This is a genomic window from Algiphilus sp., from assembly GCF_023145115.1.
Taxonomy (GTDB): Bacteria; Pseudomonadota; Gammaproteobacteria; order Nevskiales; family Nevskiaceae; genus Algiphilus.
Genome location: NZ_JAGLEJ010000014.1, coordinates 133,796 through 152,573, shown reverse-complemented (window position 1 = coordinate 152,573; position 18,778 = coordinate 133,796). Strand labels below are relative to the sequence as shown.

The following is an 18,778-nucleotide window of genomic DNA, read 5'->3' as shown; positions in this document are numbered from 1 at the left end:
TCCTCGAACGCCCCGTCTCCCGTTTCGAGACGGACGTTCGCAAACCGGGGCATGCGGAACATCCCCCACTCGGACGAGACCGGGACGGCGCAAGCGGAAGGAGAGATTTCCGGCCTTCAGGCCTCGGGTGCGACTTCCACCGCGATGCCGGAAAGTCCGTCGTCGAGCTCGATCTGGCAGGCCAGACGCGAGGTCGGGCGAACCTCGACGAAGTCGCCGAGCGCCTCCAGCATCATGGCTTCGTCCTCGCTGCGCTCGGGAAGCTTCCCGGCCCATTCCGGCGCGACGTAGACATGGCAGGTGCCGCATGAGCACATGCCGCCACAGGTCCCCTCGACGCCGGTGCTGCCATCGCGCAGCACCTCCATGAGCGGGCATGCGCCCGTCGATTCCAGCGTCCGGCTCTCGCCGTCCCGGGTCACCACTTCCACTCGCGCCATCGTGCCTTCCGACCTCCAGAAAAGGAAAAGCCGGGGACGGCGTGGCCGCCGCCCCCGGCCTCTTGCGTACCTAGATCTTCGCCAGCGTTTCCTCATCCGTGACGTAGAACTGCTTGAACCACTTGCGGAACTGCAGCACCGGACCGTCGCCGTCGCACAGCAGCGGGTTGGGGCGGTACTTCTTGTGGTTCCACACGATGAAATCGACGCTCTCGAAGCCGGCGCTCTCTTCGCCCTCGGCCTCGCCGATCATGTGATCGACGATCCTGGAGGCGATCATGCGCTCCTGCGAGCCTTCCGGGTAGTCCGCGTGCCGGAAGCTCATGTTCATCTGGCTCTTCTCGACATCGATCGGCTGCGTGTAGCTGATCATGGTGGCGGACACGCCGTTCTGCGTGAAGCGGAATACGTTCAGACCGGGGCCGTAGCCCTTGCCGACGATGTAGCCGTGACCCATGTTGATGTCGATGACATGATCGTCGAAGTTCACCTCGGCCGGCGGGATCTGCTCCGCACCGTGCAGGAACTTGAGATGGGCGAAGTCGACACCGTTCTCGGCGATCTCCTGGATCGCCGTGCTGGCGGTCCACGAACCGCGACGCGAGCCGGTCCAGCCCTCCTCGTCCTCGAGCTCGGGGATGTAGGGCAGTTCCCAGGTCGGCGCCTCGCACTTGGGGTGGTACCAGGCCCAGATCATGCCGTACTTCTCGACGATCGGAAGCGTGCGCAGGATGGCCTGCTTCTTGGTGATCGGCGGCGCGATCTTGCCGTACGGGATCTCCTTGCACCAGCCCTCGGTGTCGTACTGCCAGTGATGGAACGGGCAGCGGATGTTCTCGCCGACAACCTTGCCGCCGTGGCCGATGTGGGCGCCCAGATGCGGGCAGTACGGATCGGTCATGCCGACCTTGCCGGACTCGTTCCGGAAGAGCACCCACTCCTGGCCGAAGATGAAGACGTTGCGGATCTCCTCCTTGGCCAGGTTCTCCGAGAAATCGACGTGGAACCAGCCCGACGGGATCGGAAACGGGCAACGCTCAAGCTGCTGGGACTCGAGCAGCTGCTGGAGATTGATGGCACCCATTGTGAAACGCCTCCTGCTTCGAATGGCAATCGTTGCGCGGAACGCACTGACCGCGCCTGCTAACACACTGTCATGGTGCGCAGGCGGGCGCACCGTGTCCTACTCCATTCAGGTGATAGTTGTCGGCACCCGCCCTCCACGCCCGCCGCGGACGCACGCATCCCAGATCGGCGCGCGCCGCCGCCCAGTCGCGGTCGAGCAGGCACAGATCGGCCCGCATGCCCGCACGCAGGCGGAGATCGCCCCGCCCCGGCCCGCTCGGCCGGCCGGCCATGGCGGCGTAGGCACGCTCCGGGCTCAGCGCCTCGCCCGGGCCCAGCGGCTCGCCGTCGGCGCAGCGTCGTGTCACCGCGGCCGCCATCGCCCGCCAGGGATCAATGTCGGTATAGGGCGCGTCACTGCTCAGCGCCAGAGGCACACCGGCGACCTGGAAGCTGCGCAGGCGGTAGAGATGCGGCAGGTCGTCCGCATCGACCTCCCGGCGATAGACCGCGCCGCGCTCGCTGATCATCGCGGGCTGCGACACCACCGTCAGGCCGAGCGCGGCGATCTCGGCCAGTGCTTCGGGTGGCGCGACCGAGGCGTGCTCGACGCGGTCACCAGGGCGCGCCCCCGCGGCGCGCCAGGCGGCCAGCGCAAAGGCCAGATCGACGCGGCTGACGCAATGCGCGGCAACGTTGCGGCCGGCGGCGTGGGCGGCGCGCATCGCCGCGGTCAGCTCGTCGAGATCGGGCAGCGCCGCGTCGTGCAGATGGAACTTGCGCGCGCCGATGGCCAGCTCCGGACCGTCGTCTCCGTCGGCGGGCACCCCGGCACCGTCGAGGTCGGCATTGCCCATCACCAGCACATCCTGCAGCAGCGCACCGCTGCGCTGCGCTGCTCCGAAGGCGGCGACATCGTCGCGGTCGTTGTCGTGGCTGCAGTCGGTGACCGCCGTCACGCCCAGCGCCCACAGTGCCCGGCTGAGGTCGCCCAGATCCGGTCGCCGCGCGCCGGTGCGCGCGCCCAGCCAGCCGTCGGCGTCGTAGAGGCGCCCGGTGAAGCGCCCGCCCCGGCGCTCCAGCGGCGTGTCGCCGTCGTCCTCGTCGACACCGATCGCCCGCAGCGCGGCCGTGTTGAGGAGCCACATGCGACCGCTGCGATGCTGGAGCCGCGCCGGGCGGTGGGGCACCACCCGGTCCAGCCAGTCGCGGTCCGGAGCGGCGCCGGACCCGGCCAGCACGTGCTCGTGGAATCCGTTGCCGCGCAGCCACCCTCCTGCCGGCAGCACGCGATCAGCCGCCTGCAGGCGCTCCGCGAGTGCGGTCGCATCGGGGCAGGCGGCGTCTGCGCAGTCGACCGAGGCGCGCGCCGCCGCGGTCGCCTTGAGATGAAGATGATGGTCACAGAGGCTGGGCAGCAGCGCACAGCCGCCGGCCGTCACCACGGTCTCGCCGGCGCGACGCGACAGCCGTGGCGCGATCTCGGCGACGCGTCCTTCGGCCACGCGCACATCGCCACGCCGTCCACCGAAGTCGAGCTCGGCGTCGCGGATCAGCACGGCAGGCCGAGCTCGCGCAGCACGGCCGTGGTATCGGCGCCGAGGGCGGCCGCGGCGCCGCCGGATGCGCGCACCGCGGGCGCCCGGGCCGGCGGGCGGGGCGCGCGGTGCGCCGACCACGCCCGCGCGCGCCGCGCGAAGGCATCGGCGTCGCGGTCGCCGCCCGACGTGGCCACGTGCGCGACCACATCGCGCATGGCGACATCGATCAGGCCGCCGCCCCCCGCGAGCCAGCCGCACCAGGCCGCCAGCCCCGCGTGCATGCCGGTCAGCGGATCGGCCAACGCATCGCCCACGAAGCAGGGCTCGCCGTGGGCGGCCGCCATGACCCAGCCGAGTCCGCCGGCCACGGCGGCATCGTCGCCGTAGGCCACCCGCCCGGCGTCGGCGCCATCGCGGCCGTAGCCGGTGATGCTGATCCAGGTCAGCCCCGGCACCTCGGCGACACAGCGCCGTGCATCGATGCCCAGCTGCGCCAGCGCGCGGGGCCGCGCCGACTCGATGACGATATCGGCGCGCGCGATCAGGCCGCGCAGCTGATCGCGACCGCGTGCGCTGGCGAGATCGAGCGCCACCGAGGGCTTCCCGGCATTGAGCAGATCGAAGAAGGCCGCCTCGCCGTTTCGCGCGCCGTCGGGCCGCTGCAGGCTCTCGACCTTGAGCACGCGCGCACCCATGCGCTGCAGCAGGTGCCCGCACAGCGGGCCGGCCCAGAGCGCGGAGAGATCGACCACCAGCGGCGTCTTCGCGCCGCACCGCCCGGCCGGCCCCCGCTGCAGTACACGGAACGGCGACCGGACCTGGCACGGTGGCGCGCAAACCGCGACGGCAAGCCCGAGCCAGGCGGCGCGCTCCAGCAGCACCGCGTGCGGGACGGTGCGCAATGCGTCGGCCAGGGCCTCCCAGTCCGGGGCTACGGCGCGCTCCAGCCATGCCGGCAGCAGCCCCCAGTCATCCTCCCGCGCGAGGTTCACGGCCAGGGTACCGTCGGCGCAGTCGAGCAGTCGGCAGGCGCCACCGGGTGCGACGCGCCCGCCGCGCGCCAGACCGGAGATGGCAGCGCGCTCGGTCAGCAGCGCGGCGCCGCGGAGTCCCGCCAGCCCCTCACCGCCGGGCAGCGCCGCAAGCGCGCCCAGCACGCCGTCGGCACAGGCCGCGATCGGCACCGGGCAGATGCGTCCCGGGCCATCGGCAGCGCCGGTGAGTGCTTCCAGGCCGCATTCGGCAGCCGCATCGGCAGGATGACAGGCCGCCAGAGCGGTCGGCTCGGCGTGGCCGAGCCCGTCGAGCAGGCCGCGCGCGTACTGCGCGGCGAGCCCGCCCTCGTCGGGTGCGCGGGTCAGCGCGGGTTGCGCTGCGCCCACAGCGATTCGGCGCGTTCCTTGACGCCCCCGTTCATGCCGGCGAAACCGCCGCGCAGCCGTGCTCCGAGCAGGCCGCGCACCACCGGCATGAGCCAGCCCCGCAGCTCGAAATGCGACCGATAGCGACAATGGCCGTCGTCCACCGGCGTGATGTCGTGCCAGCGGGCGCTGGACAGGGCCCCGCCCGGCACCGGCTTCATGCGGTAGGCGAAGCCGCGTCCCTCGTGGTATTCGCTGATCCACTCGCGCTGCTGCTGCGGGCGTTTCATGAGATGGACGGTCATGTCGATGGGATCGCCTGGCCGCAGCGTCGATGCGCACGACGAGACGAAGGGATTCCACTCGCCGTAGCGCGGCAGGTCGGTGATGACCTCCCAGACCACGGCCGCCGGCGCGGCGATGTCGAGGGTCTGCTCGTAGACGAAGGCCATGGCGTCAGGCCGCCACGGCTTCGGCGAGCTCGCCACGGATGATGCGGCGCAGGACCTTGCCCATCTCGTTGTACGGCAGCGCATCGCGGAACACGATCACCTGCGGCACGCGCGACGAGCGCAGATGCTCGCGCACCAGGGCCTGCAGCGCCTCCGCGGACACCGACTGCCCGGCCTCCAGCACGACCGCGGCACCGACGCCCTCGCCCCACTGCTCGTCCGGCACCGCGACCACCGCGACGTCGGCCACCGCCGGATGCGCCAGCAGCACGTCCTCGATCTCGCCGGGCGAGATGTTCTCGCCGCCACGCACGATGACGTCGTCCTCGCGGCCGTCGAGATAGAGATAGCCGTCGGCGTCGAGATAGCCGCGGTCCTTGGTCGGGAACCAGCCGTCGGCATCGAGCTGGCTGCCCAGCGACAGGTACTCGCCGGAGACCTGGGGGCCGCGCACGAAGACCAGACCGGCCTCCTCGGGGCCGAGCACGCGATCGGCATCGTCGCGCACCTGGATCTCGACCGCCCCGGTGGGCTGTCCGGCCGAGGCGAGGCGCCGGCGCACCTTCGGATCGTCACTGGCCATGGCGAGCCGGTGATCATCCGGACCGAGCACCGCCACCGTCGAGCTGGTTTCGGTGAGCCCGTAGGCATTGGTGAAATCGACCTGCGGCAGCAGCTGCATGGCGCGCTCGATGGTCTGCTGCGGCATGCGCCCGCCGCCGTACGCCACCGCCCGCAGGCTGGGCAGGCCGGCGCCGCCCTCGGCCTCGAGCCGATCAATGATGCGACTCAGCATGGTGGGCACGATGAAGCAGTTGGTGGCGTTCTGCTCGCGGCAGGCCGTCACCCAGGCGACCGGCTCGAACGCGCCGATCATGGCCATGCGGCGGCAGGCGTAGGTAGAGCTGAGGATCGCCGAGATGCCGGCGATATGGTACGGCGGCACGCTGACCAGATTGGCCTCGTCCTCGCCGGCGGCGCCGAACTCGACGGTGCCGATGATGTAGGCGCTGAGATTCTCGTGGCGTAGCACGGCCGCCTTGGGCTTGCCGGTGGTGCCGCTGGTGAACAGCTGAACGGCGATCGCCGACGGGTCCTCGGCGGCGTGCGACACGCCCTCGCCGGCGCCGTCGGTTGCGCGCAGGAAGTCCTTGCGCCGGATCACGGTGAGGCCGGCGCGCTCGGGCAGCCGTCCCTCCGCCTCCGGACCCACCACCACCAGGGCCGGCGCGATGCGCTCCACCAGCTCGGCCAGCTCGTCGTCGGTCAGCCGGTAGTTGAGCGGCACGTAGGGCACCGCGGCGTGGGCGGCCCCGAACAGCGCCACCGCCGTGGCCGGGCTGTTGACGTCGAGCAGCGCCAGATGCTCGGCGCCGCTGTCGCGCACGATCTGCGACGCGGCCAGCGCGCGGCGGCGCAGCTCGGCGTAGTCGATCGTGCTTCCCTCGTAGGCGATGGCGACACGATCGCCGAAGGCCTCGGCGCTCATGTCGAGCAGCATGCTGATGTTCATGGTCGGGGGCGGATCAGTCCGAGGACGGAAGCTGCTTGGCCTGCTTGACCTCCAGCGGCGTGCCGTCGAGGACCAGACTGCCCTGGCCGCCCTTGGTGCACAGCAGCTCGATGCTCTCGTCGGCATTGACGTAGCGCTTGCCCATCAGGGTGCCGCCCGACAGCTGCGGGTCGATGGCCTGGTCGGACGCGGCGCCGTCGGGGGCCACCATGGGCTGGCCGCCGCACTGCAGGTCGTACTCGGCGGCAGGCGCCTTGATGACCATGACCTGGGTGTCGCAGACCGCGCTCTTGACGCGGGTACCGGCTTTGAGGGTGATGCTCATGACGTGCTGATGACTCCTGGTGCGGTCGTCGCTTCCGGCGCCGCCACGCGGGTGGCCCAGTGCGCCAGCCGCCGGAACAGCCCGGCGCGCGACGGGAAGAGAAAATGGCTGTGCCCGGCACCGGGCAGGATATGCAGACAGACGTCGCCGCTGCCAGTGAAGGCGGCCGGCACCTTGTGGGGTGCGCCTGCCATGTCGCGGCTGCCCAGCCCGATGAACACCGGAACCGCGACCTCGGCGGCCTCGGGGCCAACGTTGTCCGGCAGCATGGAGCAGAACGCCGCCGTCGGCAGCAGCGGCGCCCGGCAGTCGCGCAGCGCCAGAATGCCGTCCGACTCGGCGCCCTCGCGGCCGTAGATGTCGCCGTCACCGCCGCCGCTGGACTCGCCCATTGCCGCGAACATCGCCCGCGCCAGCTCGACGCGCTGCGCGCGCAGCGCATCGCGATCGTCGAGCAGGGCGCGGACCTGTTCCGGCACGTACTCGGGCAGCCCGCGCGTGCTGAAGCCGAGCACCGCGATCGCCGCGTGCGTCGGCTCGCGCTGCTGGTGCAGGACCGTGATCATGGCGCCCATCGAGTGACCGACGCCGATGGTGGGCAATGCCGCGACCGGTGCCGCGCCCGGCACCAGCGAACCCGCCCGCAGGCCGGTGACGATCCGCCCGCAGGCGGCTGCCGCCACATCGGCGAGCGACTCCGGGGTGTGCCGATAGCGATCGCCGCCGTCGTCGCTGTCACCCGTCCCCGGGTGATCGATGGCCGCCACGGCGAAGCCCTGCGCCGCCATGGCGCGCGCGAAGCTGTGGCTGTCGTTGCCGGGCACGCGCAGGTCGAAGTAGCCGCGCGTCATGTGGCCGCCGGGCAGGCAGAAGAACAGTGCCGCCGGCGCGGCGCCGTCGGGCAGCCAGACGCTGGCGCCGACGCGCGTGCCGCCGGCGTCCAGCACGAGATCGTGCTGCCGGACGCTCCCGGATGCCACCGCCGTGTTGCGCTGGTGCAGCGCCTCGCCCATCGTGCTCAGGCGCGACCCAGCACGGCGCCGGCCATGCCGGAAGTCACCAGCACGTTCTGGGCGCCGTCGACCTGGTTGACCGAGCTGCCGCGGATCTGGCGCACGCCCTCGGCCATGCTGTTCATGCCGTGGATGTAGGCCTCGCCGAGCAGGCCGCCGTGCGTGTTCACCGGCAGGCTGCCGCCGGGGCCGATCTCCGACTTCACGAAGTCCCGGGCCTCGCCGCGCCCGCAGAAGCCGAAGGCCTCGAGCTGCATGAAGACCTGCGGCGTGAAGGCGTCGTAGATCATCGCCGCCTGCATGTCGGAAGGCTTGAGCCCGGTCTGCGCCCAGAGACGCTTTGCGGTGCCCTCGGCCTCCGGCATGACCGTGAGGTCGTCGTGGTAGTAGTTCGAGATCACCTCGACGTTGTACGGGATCGACTGGGTGGCGCCGAGGATGCGCACCGGCGGCTGCTTCAGGTCGCGCGCGCGTTCCATGGAGGTGACCAGGATGGCAACGCCGCCGTCCGACTCCTGGCAGCAGTCCAGCATGCGCAGCACCGGGTCGACGATCCACTTCGAGTTCTGGTGGTCGTCGATGGTGATCGGCCGCTCGTAGAACCAGGCGTTGGGATTGGTGGCCGCGTAGGCGCGCTGCTGCACCGACAGCGGCGCGAAGTCGGCATTGGTCAGGCCGTAGGTCTCCATGTACGGCCGCGCCGCCAGCGCCGCCCAGGAGCCGGGCGTCATCGCGCCGAAGGGCACGCACCACAGCAGCGAACCGGTACTGTTGCCCGACTGGACCTGCTGCTGCTGGTTCTGGCCGAAGCGGTACTGGCTGCGCTCGTTCATCGCCCGCCAGATCAACACGTTGTGGCAGAGGCCGGCATCGACCAGGGCCATGGCGTGGTACAGCGTCGCTGCGGCCGCGGCGCCGCCGCCCGGAATGCGGCCGGAATACGCCAGATCCTTCACCCCCAGCGAGCGAGCGAGGTTGATCTCGTCGCTGTTGTCGATGGTGAAGGTGATCATGCCGTCGATGTCCGCCGGCGCCACGCCGGCGTCCTGGCAGGCAGCCAGCGAGCACTCGGCGGCCAGCTGCAGCTCGCTGCGGCCCGATTCCTTGGAGAACTCGGTGGCGCCGATGCCGGCGATGGCGGCTTGTCTTTCTACGTTCTTGGCAGTCATAAGGCTCTAGATAGAACCACAGATTTCACAGATTCAGGGGATTAACAAAAGAAGAGAATCTGTGAAAACCTGTGCAATCTGTGGTTGAAAATCAGTTGGATGCAGGCCGGAAGACCGGCACCTTGTGATTGTTCATGGTCGGCACGAAGCAGACCTCGACCGGCATGTCGCGGGTGATGTCCTCGAAGGCGATGTCGATGACGTTCGACACGAAGCGCACCCCCTCCTCGAGCTCGATCACGGCGACGGTCGGCGGCTCCTTGAAGCCGAAGGCCGGCGGATGCACCGGCTTGACCCAGCTCACCACCCTGCCGCGGCCGGACAGCGGCGCGACCTCGATATCCACGCTGTGGGTATCGGGGCACATCGGCCGCGGCGGGAAGAGGAACTCCCCGGTCGCCCGGCTGCGCTGGCAGACGAGTTCCTCGCGATCGGCTGCTTCCCAGAAGAACTTGGCGTCGGGGGTGACGATCGGCGCGAGCCGCGTCGGTTTGTCTTCGCTCATCGGTTGCCTGCTTGGTGAAGGGAGAGCGGGTCCGGGTCGCACGACCCGGCCCGCCGACTCGGCGGAGGGCCGTCAGGCCGCCGGGCGCGTGGGCATGCGCGGCATGCCCTCGAAGCCGATGGCGAACTGCTCCTCCATCTCGGTCATCTGTTCCTCGCTGTAGCCCATCCCGGCGAGCATCTCCTTGGTGTGCTCGCCGACCAGCAGCGGACGCTGCTGAATGACGCCGGGCGTCTCCGAGAGATCGACCAGGAGACCGATCTGGTCGAGCCGGCCGACGTGCGGGTGGTCGAAGGAGCAGACCCACTTGCGCTTCTGGAACTCCGGGGTGTCGTGGAGCGTCTTCGAGAAGGTCTCGGACACGATCTCCACCGGAACCCCGGCAGCATCGAGCTTGCCGAACCAGGCTTCCGCGGTGTCCTGCATGAGCGCGCTGCCGATGGCCTCGGCGAGCGCGGCGTCATTGGCCCTGCGCGCGTCGGCATCGGCGAAGCGGCTGTCGGCCGCAAGATCGGCCAGCCCGAGCGTGGTGAAGAGGCCGTCCCAGTGCGCCTCGCTGACCAGCACGAAGCAGAGCCAGCCCTCGGCGGTCTGGTAGACGCGGTGCCCGGCCGAAAAGCCGAACTGCTGGCCGTCGAGCCTGGGTCGGTCGAAGCCGGTGCCGTCGGGCCGCGCCAGCGCGTAGGAAGTGTTGAGCAGGCCGGCATTGACGATCGAAGTGTCCACGAACTGGCCCTCACCGGTACGGTCGCGGTGATACAGCGCCTGCATGACCGCCACGGCCGACAGGAAGCCGTTGCCGGTATCGCCGAAGGAGGTGAAGCTCCACAGCGGCTTGCCGCCGTTGTGCATGCCGCCGTCCTCGTACTGGATGCCGGTCAGGCAGGCGCCGGTCTGGTCGTTGCCGGGCAGCGGCTGACGCGGGCCGGTCTCGAAGCCGCGCGTGTGGCAGTAGATGATCTTCGGATTGACCTGCTTGAGCGACTCGTAGTCGATCTTCAGGCGCTCGGCGGCGTCGTAGCGCATGTTGTGATGCACGACATCGGCGTCGGCCACCAGCTTGTGCAGCACCTCCAGCGAGCGCGGGTCCTTGACGTTGAGCGTGATGCTGCGCTTGCCGCGATTCGACATGAAGGCGATGTGCACGCGGTGCCAGAACATGTCGTAGAGGCCGTTGACCTTGATGACCTCGGCGCCCAGGTCGGCGAGCAGCTGGCAGCCGAAGGGTCCGGCAATGGCCATGCCCAGATCGAGCACCTTGACGCCCTCCAGCGGCGCGCCCAGCTTGCCGCCCTTGGTGGCGCCGGCCGGCGCGGGCCTGCCCTGCACGGCCTGCTTGCGGACGGCGCCATTGTGCTCGCCCACCTTCGCCACGCGGTGGTCGATGGTGTTCTTGTTCGCACTCATCTTGTAGGTCTGGCCGACGCCGCGCACGGTCCCGAGATCCGGGTCCTCGAACTCGGCGACGCAGCCGTCCTGCAGGAACAGCGGATCGGCGAGCGATTCCTCGACCGAGCGCACGTCCTGCATGGTCATGCCGCCCTCGGCCGCCGCCTTGACCCACTCGTTGGCCGGGAACTTAGCCACCGCGTCCTGCAGGATGGGGTGATAGTGCGCCATCACCAGCAGCTCCTCGGGCCCGGTGCCGAAGCGGTCCGGGTCGTTCTGCACCGAGAGGTCCGGATTCGCCACGAGCGTTTCGCCCTTCGAGGCCTCCAGGATGAAACGCGGGTTCGGCACCCAGTTGTGGATCCAGCGCCCGTCCGAGCACCGGAAGTGTCCCTTGGGGGAGCGGCTCGACAGGATCCAGGAGTCGAAGCCCGGGTAGTCGATGTTCTCGGCGCGCTGCCAGACGCCGGCGCAGCCCGCCAGAACACCCTGGAACAGCGAGGTCTCGACGTGCTGACCGCGACCGGTGTGCTCGCGCGCGCGCAGCGCCGCGTTGATGCCCATCGAGGCATTGAAGAAGGCGCCCAGGCTCGGCCAGTGCGAGGACGGCATCAGCGGCCCTTCGCGGTCCGCGCCCTGGGTCCACTCGGTGGGGATCTCGGCGTCGGCGAAGGGGTCCTCGCGTCCGGCGAGATGGTTGAGCGCGCCCTCGGGCCAGCCGCGCTGCTCCCAGAGCATGCCGGTGCGCGCCATGACCAGCGCGTCGTAGGCCGGCCGGTCGCTGTGCTCGGTGTCGCGACCGTAGCCGGTGATCGAGCAGTAGATCAGCCGCGGGTTGCGCGCCGCGAGCGTGTCGTAGTCGATGCCGAGGCGCGCGGTGACGCCGGGCGCATAGCTCTCGACCAGGACATCGGCCTGATCGGCAAGTGCCAGCAGCACCTCGAGATCCTCCGGCTTCTTGAGGTCGAGCTCGGCGCGCTTCTTGCCGCGCTGCCAGGTCCGATAGCCCAGCTGGTCCCGGAACGGGTCGCCGCCCGGCGGCTCGATCTTGGTCACGTCGGCACCGTGATCGGCCATCAGCATCGTGGCCATCGGGCCCGCGATGCCCCACGTGAGGTCCAGCACCTTGATGTCTGCGAGTACTCCAGCCATGTCTCCACCTGGTCGAGCAAATGACGGCCGGGGCCATGCATGGCCCCGGCTAGCGCATGGTCGGGAAGCTATTAGCTCGGCCGGACCGGCACATGCCTCAAAAGGGTGAGACAGACTCACCGGCGCGCCGCCCCGATGATCGCCGGCCTGCGGCGCGCCCGCTACCGCGCGCGCCGGGCCCGGAAGTCGACCAGCGCCGCGTTCACCGCTTCCCAGACCGGGGTCGGTTCCCAGCCGAGCTCGGACCGGGCACGCGCGGCCGTGCAGCGGCTCAGCATCGTCGAGCAACGGATGGCATCCCGGTTGAAGCGATTCTCGCGATCCAGCCGGGCGGCCATCCACTCCACCGCATCGGCCATGGGCAGCATCAGCGCGTCCGGGAAGCGAAACCGGGGGCCGCACCGTCCCGCCCAGCGGGCCGCATGCATGAACATCTCGCGGTAGCCGAGCCAGCGCTCGGAGAAGATGTAGCGCGCGCCCGAGGCCCCGTGCCGCTCGGCGAGGATCATGCCGCGGGCCGCATCCTCGATGCCGAGCGCACAGGTCCCGCCATCCCAGTAGAACGGCATGCGGCCCCGACTGGCATCGTCGATCAGCCTGCCCTGCGGCGTCGGCAGCAGATCGCCGGCGCCGAAGGTGGTCGCCACGCAGCCAGCGACGCCTTCCATGCGGCTGGCCGCGATGTGCGCGAAGAACCGGCGCTCGGCTTCGATGCGACACCGGATGTAGGGCGGGAGATCGTCGATGATGTCGTAGTGGTCGCGCTCGTCCGACGTCCCGCCGTCGGCGCGCGGTGCGATGGTGCCGTAGGTGCTGGTGAAGACGAAGCGCCGCACCCCGGCGGCCTCGGCCGCGCGCAGCGCGTTCTCCATGCCCTCGACGTTGACCCGGAACAGTGGATCCGGATCGCGCAGCCAGGCGCGCGCATCAACCACACAGTGATGGACGACCTCGACGCCCTGCATGGCGCGCGCAAGGCTGTCCGGGTCCAGCACGTCGCCCACGACGCGCTCCACCGGCAGGCCATCGATGAGCGCCAGATTGCTGTTCCGACGGGCCAGCACCCGCAGCGGGCGCCGCTGTTCGCAGAGCTGGCGCACGACATGCGCACCGAGAAAGCCCGAGCCGCCCAGCACCAGCGTGGGCGGGCCCTGGACGCCGTCCTGCCGCGCTTCGATCACGGATCAGACGGCGCGACCGCCCGTCACAGCGCTCCCACCCAGTGGGTCGCGAAATCGAGCAGGAAGAAGGTCAGCATGCTGGCGCTGAGCGCGCCCGCGGCGGTCTGCACCAGGCTCCACCGCCGCTCGCGGGATTCGTCGATGAAGTAGTAGATCGGGAAGCTGGCGATGAAGTAGGTCGCGTAGATCGCCGAGCCGTAGGCCAGCATGCGCGCCATGTCGCGGTAGTGGAAGTTCTCCGCGATGAGCGGATTGGCCATCGCCTTCGTCTCCATCCAGGCCCACGCATAGCCGATGACGAACACGAAGATCGGGAACAGCAGCTGCATCCCCGGCAGCCGCGCGGTTCCGAGCCGCCGCAGCACGATGTTGGCGGTGGCGTGGTAGGTCATGAAGTAGGCGTGGGTATAGAAGTACATGATCAGCGGCACGTCCTGCTCGCCGCTGCCCACCAGGGCGGCATCCAGCACGGTACTGACGTTCGGGTAGACGTAGACCATCCCCAGCACGTCGAAGAAGTACTCCGAGCCGAAGTAGTTGCCGAAGAAGGAGAAGATCGCGAGGTAGAGGTTGGCCTTGAGCCAATAGCTCGCGTGCCACGGGGTGTCGGTGCGGCGGCCGGCGATCAGCATCGGCACCAGCACGATGGGCAGCGCCACGGCGATGGCGTGCACCAGCATCGCCGTGTTGCTCCACTCCCCGCCCCAGCCGGTGACCACCATCACCGCCATGGCGAGCATCCACAGCGGCGAGTAGATCAGGAAGAACTTCTCGACCCAGGCCTTGTCGGGGTTCTCCGAGAACCAGCGCGCCATCGCTAGCGACCGGTCAGGCCGACGCGCGCCATGGCCAGGAAGTTGCGCAGCTTGCGGCCCGTCGACGGCGGCTCGCGCAGCTTGCGGTGCCCCTGCAGCAGCTCGCCCTTCGCCTGACGGCGGATCTTCTCCTTGACCGGCGCCGAGAGCGCATTCATGCCCGCCAGCTCGAAGAACAGCGCCTTGACGTTGCCGAGATCGAAGAAGTCGCGCTGCCAGCGCCACTGATAGTTGCCGGCGTACTCGAACCACGAACCGCCGATGCCCTCGACGCAGATGCGCGTGCCGTCGGCGCGCGTGTACGGCGACTGCTGCTTCCAGAAGCCGAGCACCGTGCCGCGCCGGTCGTCGATGATGATGTCGTGGTAGGGATACTCCCAGCCCTCGAAGCCGACCATCTGGTAGCCCAGCGCCACGTCGCAGATTTCCTGGCGGCCGTCGGCGACGAACTCCTCGTCCGGCCCCATGTTCCAGGTATAGACCGCGTCCTCGGTGTACATGGGTCCGAGGTGCCGGGTCCAGTCTCCCTCCTTCTCGGCATCGACGTTGGCCTGCAGCCACTTTTCCACCATGGCCTCCATCTCCTCGCGCGGATAGGCCTGGTTCGGCGGGGTGATGGAGGGTGCGCGCTTGTCGCTCATCTAGATGGTCTCCCTGATCTGCATGGTGCTCTGGATGGCGGGCCCCGCCTTGGCCGCGGACAGATGCCCCGCCTCGGCGAGCCACCGGATGGTGTCGTGGAAGGTGACCTCGCCGGGCCGGAAGGCGATGCCGAGATCGCTGCGCGCCCGGTCTGCGCTGGCGTCCGGCCAGCGCGTGACGATGTTCATGGACTCGGTGTTCATCGAGCCACCGAAGGGCACGACGCGGCGCGCCAGGTCGGCTCCGGCACCGAAAACGCGCAGCAGCGCCCCCGGCACCCGCGGCGCGAACAGGCGCCGGCCGGTCACGCGCTCGAGAACATCGCGCAGCTCGGCCCAGCGGTGGTAGCGACCGCTGAGGATGTAGCGCGCCGTCGCCGGGTCCGCCACCGGCTCGCGCTCCAGCAGCACGCGGTGCGCGCGCGCCACATCGCGGACATCGACGAACTGGATGCCGGTGCTGGTGCGCGGCAGCATCTGGGTGAGAAAGGCGGTGATCGCGAAGTTGGCTTCGCTGAGCCGCGGGTCGTCCGGCCCGATGATGGCGCTCGGATAGGTGATGCTGATGGGGTGTCCCTGCGCCTGAAGCGCGCGCACGCGTACGTCGGCGTCGCGCTTGGAGCGTGCGTAGGCGTCGTGCGGCGTGCCCAGCGGCGTATCCTCGTCGATGGCGGCCAGGCCGGGGCTGAACAGCACGCTCAGACTCGAGACATAGACGATGCGCCGGATGCCGAGCGCGCACGCCGCCCCGACCACCGCTTCCATGCCGCCGACATTGTTGTCGTAGGTCTGCTGCGCCTTGCGCGGATCCAGCGAAACCGCCGCCGCCGCGTGCAGCACGCCGTCGCATCCCTGCATGGCATCCCGCACGGCATCCGCGTCGCGCATGTCTGCGACCACCCAGTCGCTCACTGGTGCGTCGTGCCGCGCGAAATAGGCCCGCGCCGCGTCCGGGTTGCGCGCCAGCAGCCGCAGTTCATGGCCGGCGGCAAGCAGCTCGCGTGCTGTGTGTGCGCCGACGAAACCGGTGGCGCCGGTAAGAAAGATCTTCATGCGGGCCGGTCAGTCCTCGACGATCTTCAGCGCCTGGGTCGGGCAGTACTCCACCGCCTGCTCGACCTTCTGCCGCTCGTCGTCGTCGACGGTTTCGCGAACGATCTGCAACACGCCGTCCGCACTCACCTGGAAGTGGGCGGGCGATTCACCCATGCAGACCGCATGCCCCTGGCAGAGCTGGCGATCGACTGCTACGCGCATGGTGCGCTCGGCGGTAGCAGCATCCGCACCATCGGCATGGAAGGGGCACCCACTCGCCGCGGCGCTCTCGTCGACGCCTTCCGGCGCCCCGGAGGTGCCGTAGCGCGACGCGAAGCTGCTCGGATCGCGGCGCCGATAGCGCACGCGGCAGGGCTCCTTCGGCTGCACGATCATGTCGTTGTAGTTGTCGACATAGCTTTCCGGAGCGTCGACCAGCTCGAAGTCGTAGCGCCGCAGCAGCACGGCAAAGATGGCCTTGATCTGGAACATCGCGAAGGCGTTGCCCGAACACTTGTGCTTGCCTCCGCCGAAGGGCTGGTAGGCCATGATGTTCTTGTCCTCGCGGCGACCCTCGGCGTAGCGCTCGGGATCGAACACTTCGGGATTCGGGAACAGCCCCGAGATGCGGTGCGTGACCGGCGGCGCTGCCCAGACCATGTCGCCCTTGCGGATGACGTAGTCCTTGAAGTGCAGGTCCTCGCTGACCTGTCGCATCAGGATGATGAGCGGCGGATGCAGGCGCAGGACCTCCTTGAGCACGCGATCCAGCACGTGCATCTCGCGCATGTTCTGGAAGCTGACCTCGCCCTCGGCGCCCAGCAACGTGTCGACCTCCTCGCGCGCCTCGCGAAGGATGTGCGGATGCTTGAGGAGCTCCAGCAGCATCCAGGCCGCGGTCCCGGAGCTGGTGTGGTGCCCGGCGAAGATGGCGCCGATCAGCATGCCGGTGATCTCGTCCTCGGTGAGCCGGGTCCCATCGGCATAGCGCATGTCGATGAGGCTCTGGAACATGTCATCCGGCTTGTCGATCTGCGCTTCGCGGCGTTGCACGATGTCACCGACCAGCAACTTGAGACGCTTGCGCGCGCGATCACGGCGCCGGAAGCGCGGCAGCGGCAGATTGGGATAGTGGTAGGCCACCGGATGCACGCCCTGCTCGAGATCGTGATAGATGGCGGCGAATTCCTCGTTGAGCTCGTAGCGGAACTCCCGGCCCAGCAGGCAATGGCTGGCAGTGTTGATGGTGAGCTGCTTCATGAATGCGACCAGCTCGATCTCGCCGCTGTCGCCCCAGTCGGCGATCAGGTCCTCGACCTCCTGCACGACCTTCGACGAGTGATTGCGCATCGCTTCCGCGCGCAGGGTCGGCATGAGCATGCGGAGCTGCTCGTTCTTGCGCTCGATGGGGGCATCGAAGATCACGCCCTCCCCGAACACCGGGGTCATCATCTTGTAGGCCGCGGACTGGTCCAGCTGCTCGTCGGAAGCCCGGTAGAAGACCTCGCTGGCTTCGTCACCGGTCAGCAGCACGATGCGCTGCCCGAGCATGCGGAAGGAAGCAATCTCGCCACCGCGACCGGCAACATCGCTGACGAAGCGGTACGGATTGCGGACGAAGGCCAGCATGTGGCCGATCCACGGCAGACCGCCGGGATGGGACGGCGGATTCGGCCCTCCGCCGCGGGGCTGGGTCAGGGTCTGGGTAGCCATGAGCGTGCTCCTGCTGTGGGCGATCAGCGGCCGGCGCGGGCCGCTGCCTCGGGGCGGAACTGCTGTGGGCGCATGGTCTGGTTGAGGCGCCACCAGCCATCGCCGGCTTCGTTGACGAGGTAGTCGGCCTCGTAGGAGCCGGCGGTCAGGTCGTGGAACAGCGAGACGCCGCGGTGATAGGTGCCGGACTCCTGCGAGTAGAAGTAGAGCACCCAGTTGGAGCGCCAGAGATCGCCGCGCGTGTCGAAGTTGTCCGACATGTGCGCCAGCCAGGTGTCCTCGTGGGCATAGATCCGGCGCTTGCCGTAGACGTGGCGGTAGTCCTCCTTGAGGTAGCCGTCGATGACCCAGACCCGGTGCAGCTCCCAGCGCACGTGCTCCGGATTGACCGTGCCGGGCCGGATGATCTGGTCGTAGGACAGTGAGGGATCGTTGATCCGGAAGTTGTGCCGCGGGATGTACATCTCCTTCTTGCCCACCAGCTTCCAGCTGTAGCGCTCGGGTGATCCGTTGAAGATGTAGTCGTCGTCGGAGGTGCGCATGCCGGCCGGCGGCACCGGATAGTCGTGCCCGATCTCGGGCGCCTTGCGGACCCGCCGCGTGCCGGGGTTGTACTGCCACGCCTGGGTGGCGTCGTCGGCGAAGTTGTTGGGCTGGTAGCCGACGTTGATCTGACCTGCGTCGCTCGGCGGTGCCAGCAGCTCGATGAACAGATAGCCGCCGACCTTGTCGCTGAAGCGCCCGCGCTCGTCGGGGTCCGGGTGGGCGCCGGTGTTCATGGTCGTGAAGTCCCACTTGCCCCAGGCGACGTCGCCGTTGCCGTGCACCATCGCGATGTCGTATACCGCGTGCTCGGTCCACGCCCGGTGCGGCTGGATCACGTTCCAGATGGCCTGCAGTCCGTTCTCCGGGAACGGGAACGGATGCGCACCCGCCATGCCTTCGAGGCCGAGGCCGTTGTCGACCAGCTTCGCGTTTTCGGCGTTGTACCGGACGACGTCGCAGACCCAGTCATGGAAGCGGAAATCGCGATGGCTCGGATACACGTGCATCCGGAAGGTCTCCGGGTACTTCTCGAACATCTGCTTCGGGCCCTCGGCGAGCCGGTCGGCGTGCTCCCGGTAGTTCTCGGCGGTGATCGTGAGCACCGGCTCCTCGTCGGCGTAGGGCCCCGGCTGGTAGCCGTGCGGCTCGCTCTGCCCCGGCCAGGTCTTGAACCACTTGCCGGTGTATTCGGCCACCCCGCTCTCGGTACCGGCGCGCGGTGCGCCCATGCAGGTGGTGTCCTCGCTGTCGAGCGCGGCGAGCTGCTCCTCCGTCGCCGCCGCATGGGACGCGCCGAACGGCCAGCACAGTGCGGCGATGGTGGCAATGCTCGCAACACGGGTCCGTTTCATGGTCGTCTCCTCGGGTCGTTGTCTTGGTGCCGGATGCGACCGGCCGTAGTGGTAATTACTAATTCATTTGG

At 69.2% G+C, this 18,778-nt stretch carries 17 protein-coding genes; all 17 read right to left on the bottom strand.

Features of this window, described 5'->3' with window-relative positions:
- Nucleotides 1-116 precede the first annotated feature (116 nt).
- Complete coding sequence (locus KAH28_RS05120; RefSeq protein WP_290574844.1) at nucleotides 117-440, bottom strand: 2Fe-2S iron-sulfur cluster-binding protein; 324 nt, start codon at nucleotides 438-440, stop codon at nucleotides 117-119.
- Nucleotides 441-510: 70 nt separating this feature from the next.
- Nucleotides 511-1,524, bottom strand: a complete 1,014-nt coding sequence (locus KAH28_RS05115; RefSeq protein ID WP_290574842.1) for a Rieske 2Fe-2S domain-containing protein — start codon at nucleotides 1,522-1,524, stop codon at nucleotides 511-513.
- Between the two features lie 70 nt (nucleotides 1,525-1,594).
- Nucleotides 1,595-3,064 (bottom strand): amidohydrolase family protein, encoded by a 1,470-nt coding sequence (locus tag KAH28_RS05110; RefSeq protein ID WP_290574840.1) that lies wholly within the window; start codon nucleotides 3,062-3,064, stop codon nucleotides 1,595-1,597.
- Nucleotides 3,058-4,428 (bottom strand): CoA transferase, encoded by a 1,371-nt coding sequence (locus tag KAH28_RS05105; RefSeq protein ID WP_290574838.1) that lies wholly within the window; start codon nucleotides 4,426-4,428, stop codon nucleotides 3,058-3,060. Before KAH28_RS05105 ends, KAH28_RS05110 begins: the two co-directional genes overlap by 7 nt.
- Nucleotides 4,404-4,895 (bottom strand): SRPBCC domain-containing protein, encoded by a 492-nt coding sequence (locus tag KAH28_RS05100; RefSeq protein ID WP_290574836.1) that lies wholly within the window; start codon nucleotides 4,893-4,895, stop codon nucleotides 4,404-4,406. The genes KAH28_RS05105 and KAH28_RS05100 overlap by 25 nt, the downstream gene beginning before the upstream one ends.
- The gene (locus KAH28_RS05095) at nucleotides 4,864-6,372 is read right to left on the bottom strand and encodes a class I adenylate-forming enzyme family protein (RefSeq protein WP_290574834.1); all 1,509 of its coding nucleotides are present in this window, start codon (nucleotides 6,370-6,372) and stop codon (nucleotides 4,864-4,866) included. The genes KAH28_RS05100 and KAH28_RS05095 overlap by 32 nt, the downstream gene beginning before the upstream one ends.
- Before the next feature lie 13 nt (nucleotides 6,373-6,385).
- Nucleotides 6,386-6,697: a hypothetical protein gene (locus KAH28_RS05090; RefSeq protein WP_290574833.1), complete on the bottom strand. Its 312-nt coding sequence runs from the start codon at nucleotides 6,695-6,697 to the stop codon at nucleotides 6,386-6,388.
- Entirely contained in the window at nucleotides 6,694-7,710 is a 1,017-nt protein-coding gene (locus tag KAH28_RS05085; protein WP_290574822.1) for an alpha/beta fold hydrolase, read from the bottom strand. The genes KAH28_RS05090 and KAH28_RS05085 overlap by 4 nt, the downstream gene beginning before the upstream one ends.
- A gap of 5 nt (nucleotides 7,711-7,715) precedes the next feature.
- Nucleotides 7,716-8,879 (bottom strand): lipid-transfer protein, encoded by a 1,164-nt coding sequence (locus tag KAH28_RS05080; protein ID WP_290574821.1) that lies wholly within the window; start codon nucleotides 8,877-8,879, stop codon nucleotides 7,716-7,718.
- Between the two features lie 91 nt (nucleotides 8,880-8,970).
- Nucleotides 8,971-9,384: an OB-fold domain-containing protein gene (locus tag KAH28_RS05075; RefSeq protein ID WP_290574820.1), complete on the bottom strand. Its 414-nt coding sequence runs from the start codon at nucleotides 9,382-9,384 to the stop codon at nucleotides 8,971-8,973.
- A 72-nt stretch (nucleotides 9,385-9,456) separates the two neighbouring features.
- Nucleotides 9,457-11,925: a CoA transferase gene (locus KAH28_RS05070; protein WP_290574819.1), complete on the bottom strand. Its 2,469-nt coding sequence runs from the start codon at nucleotides 11,923-11,925 to the stop codon at nucleotides 9,457-9,459.
- A gap of 161 nt (nucleotides 11,926-12,086) precedes the next feature.
- Nucleotides 12,087-13,106 (bottom strand): NAD-dependent epimerase/dehydratase family protein, encoded by a 1,020-nt coding sequence (locus KAH28_RS05065; protein ID WP_290574818.1) that lies wholly within the window; start codon nucleotides 13,104-13,106, stop codon nucleotides 12,087-12,089.
- Nucleotides 13,107-13,129: 23 nt separating this feature from the next.
- Nucleotides 13,130-13,921, bottom strand: coding sequence for a hypothetical protein (locus KAH28_RS05060; RefSeq protein ID WP_290574817.1), 792 nt, complete (start codon nucleotides 13,919-13,921; stop codon nucleotides 13,130-13,132).
- Nucleotides 13,922-13,923: 2 nt separating this feature from the next.
- Nucleotides 13,924-14,562 (bottom strand): hypothetical protein, encoded by a 639-nt coding sequence (locus KAH28_RS05055; RefSeq protein ID WP_290574816.1) that lies wholly within the window; start codon nucleotides 14,560-14,562, stop codon nucleotides 13,924-13,926.
- A complete protein-coding gene (locus KAH28_RS05050) occupies nucleotides 14,563-15,615 on the bottom strand; it encodes an NAD-dependent epimerase/dehydratase family protein (RefSeq protein WP_290574814.1) in 1,053 nt (350 codons plus the stop codon).
- Nucleotides 15,616-15,624: 9 nt separating this feature from the next.
- Nucleotides 15,625-17,310 carry a cytochrome P450 gene (locus KAH28_RS05045; protein ID WP_290574813.1) on the bottom strand — a complete coding sequence of 562 codons (1,686 nt, stop codon included), beginning with the start codon at nucleotides 17,308-17,310 and terminating at the stop codon, nucleotides 15,625-15,627.
- A 23-nt stretch (nucleotides 17,311-17,333) separates the two neighbouring features.
- Nucleotides 17,334-18,707, bottom strand: a complete 1,374-nt coding sequence (locus KAH28_RS05040) for a DUF1329 domain-containing protein (protein ID WP_290574812.1) — start codon at nucleotides 18,705-18,707, stop codon at nucleotides 17,334-17,336.
- Nucleotides 18,708-18,778 lie beyond the last annotated feature (71 nt).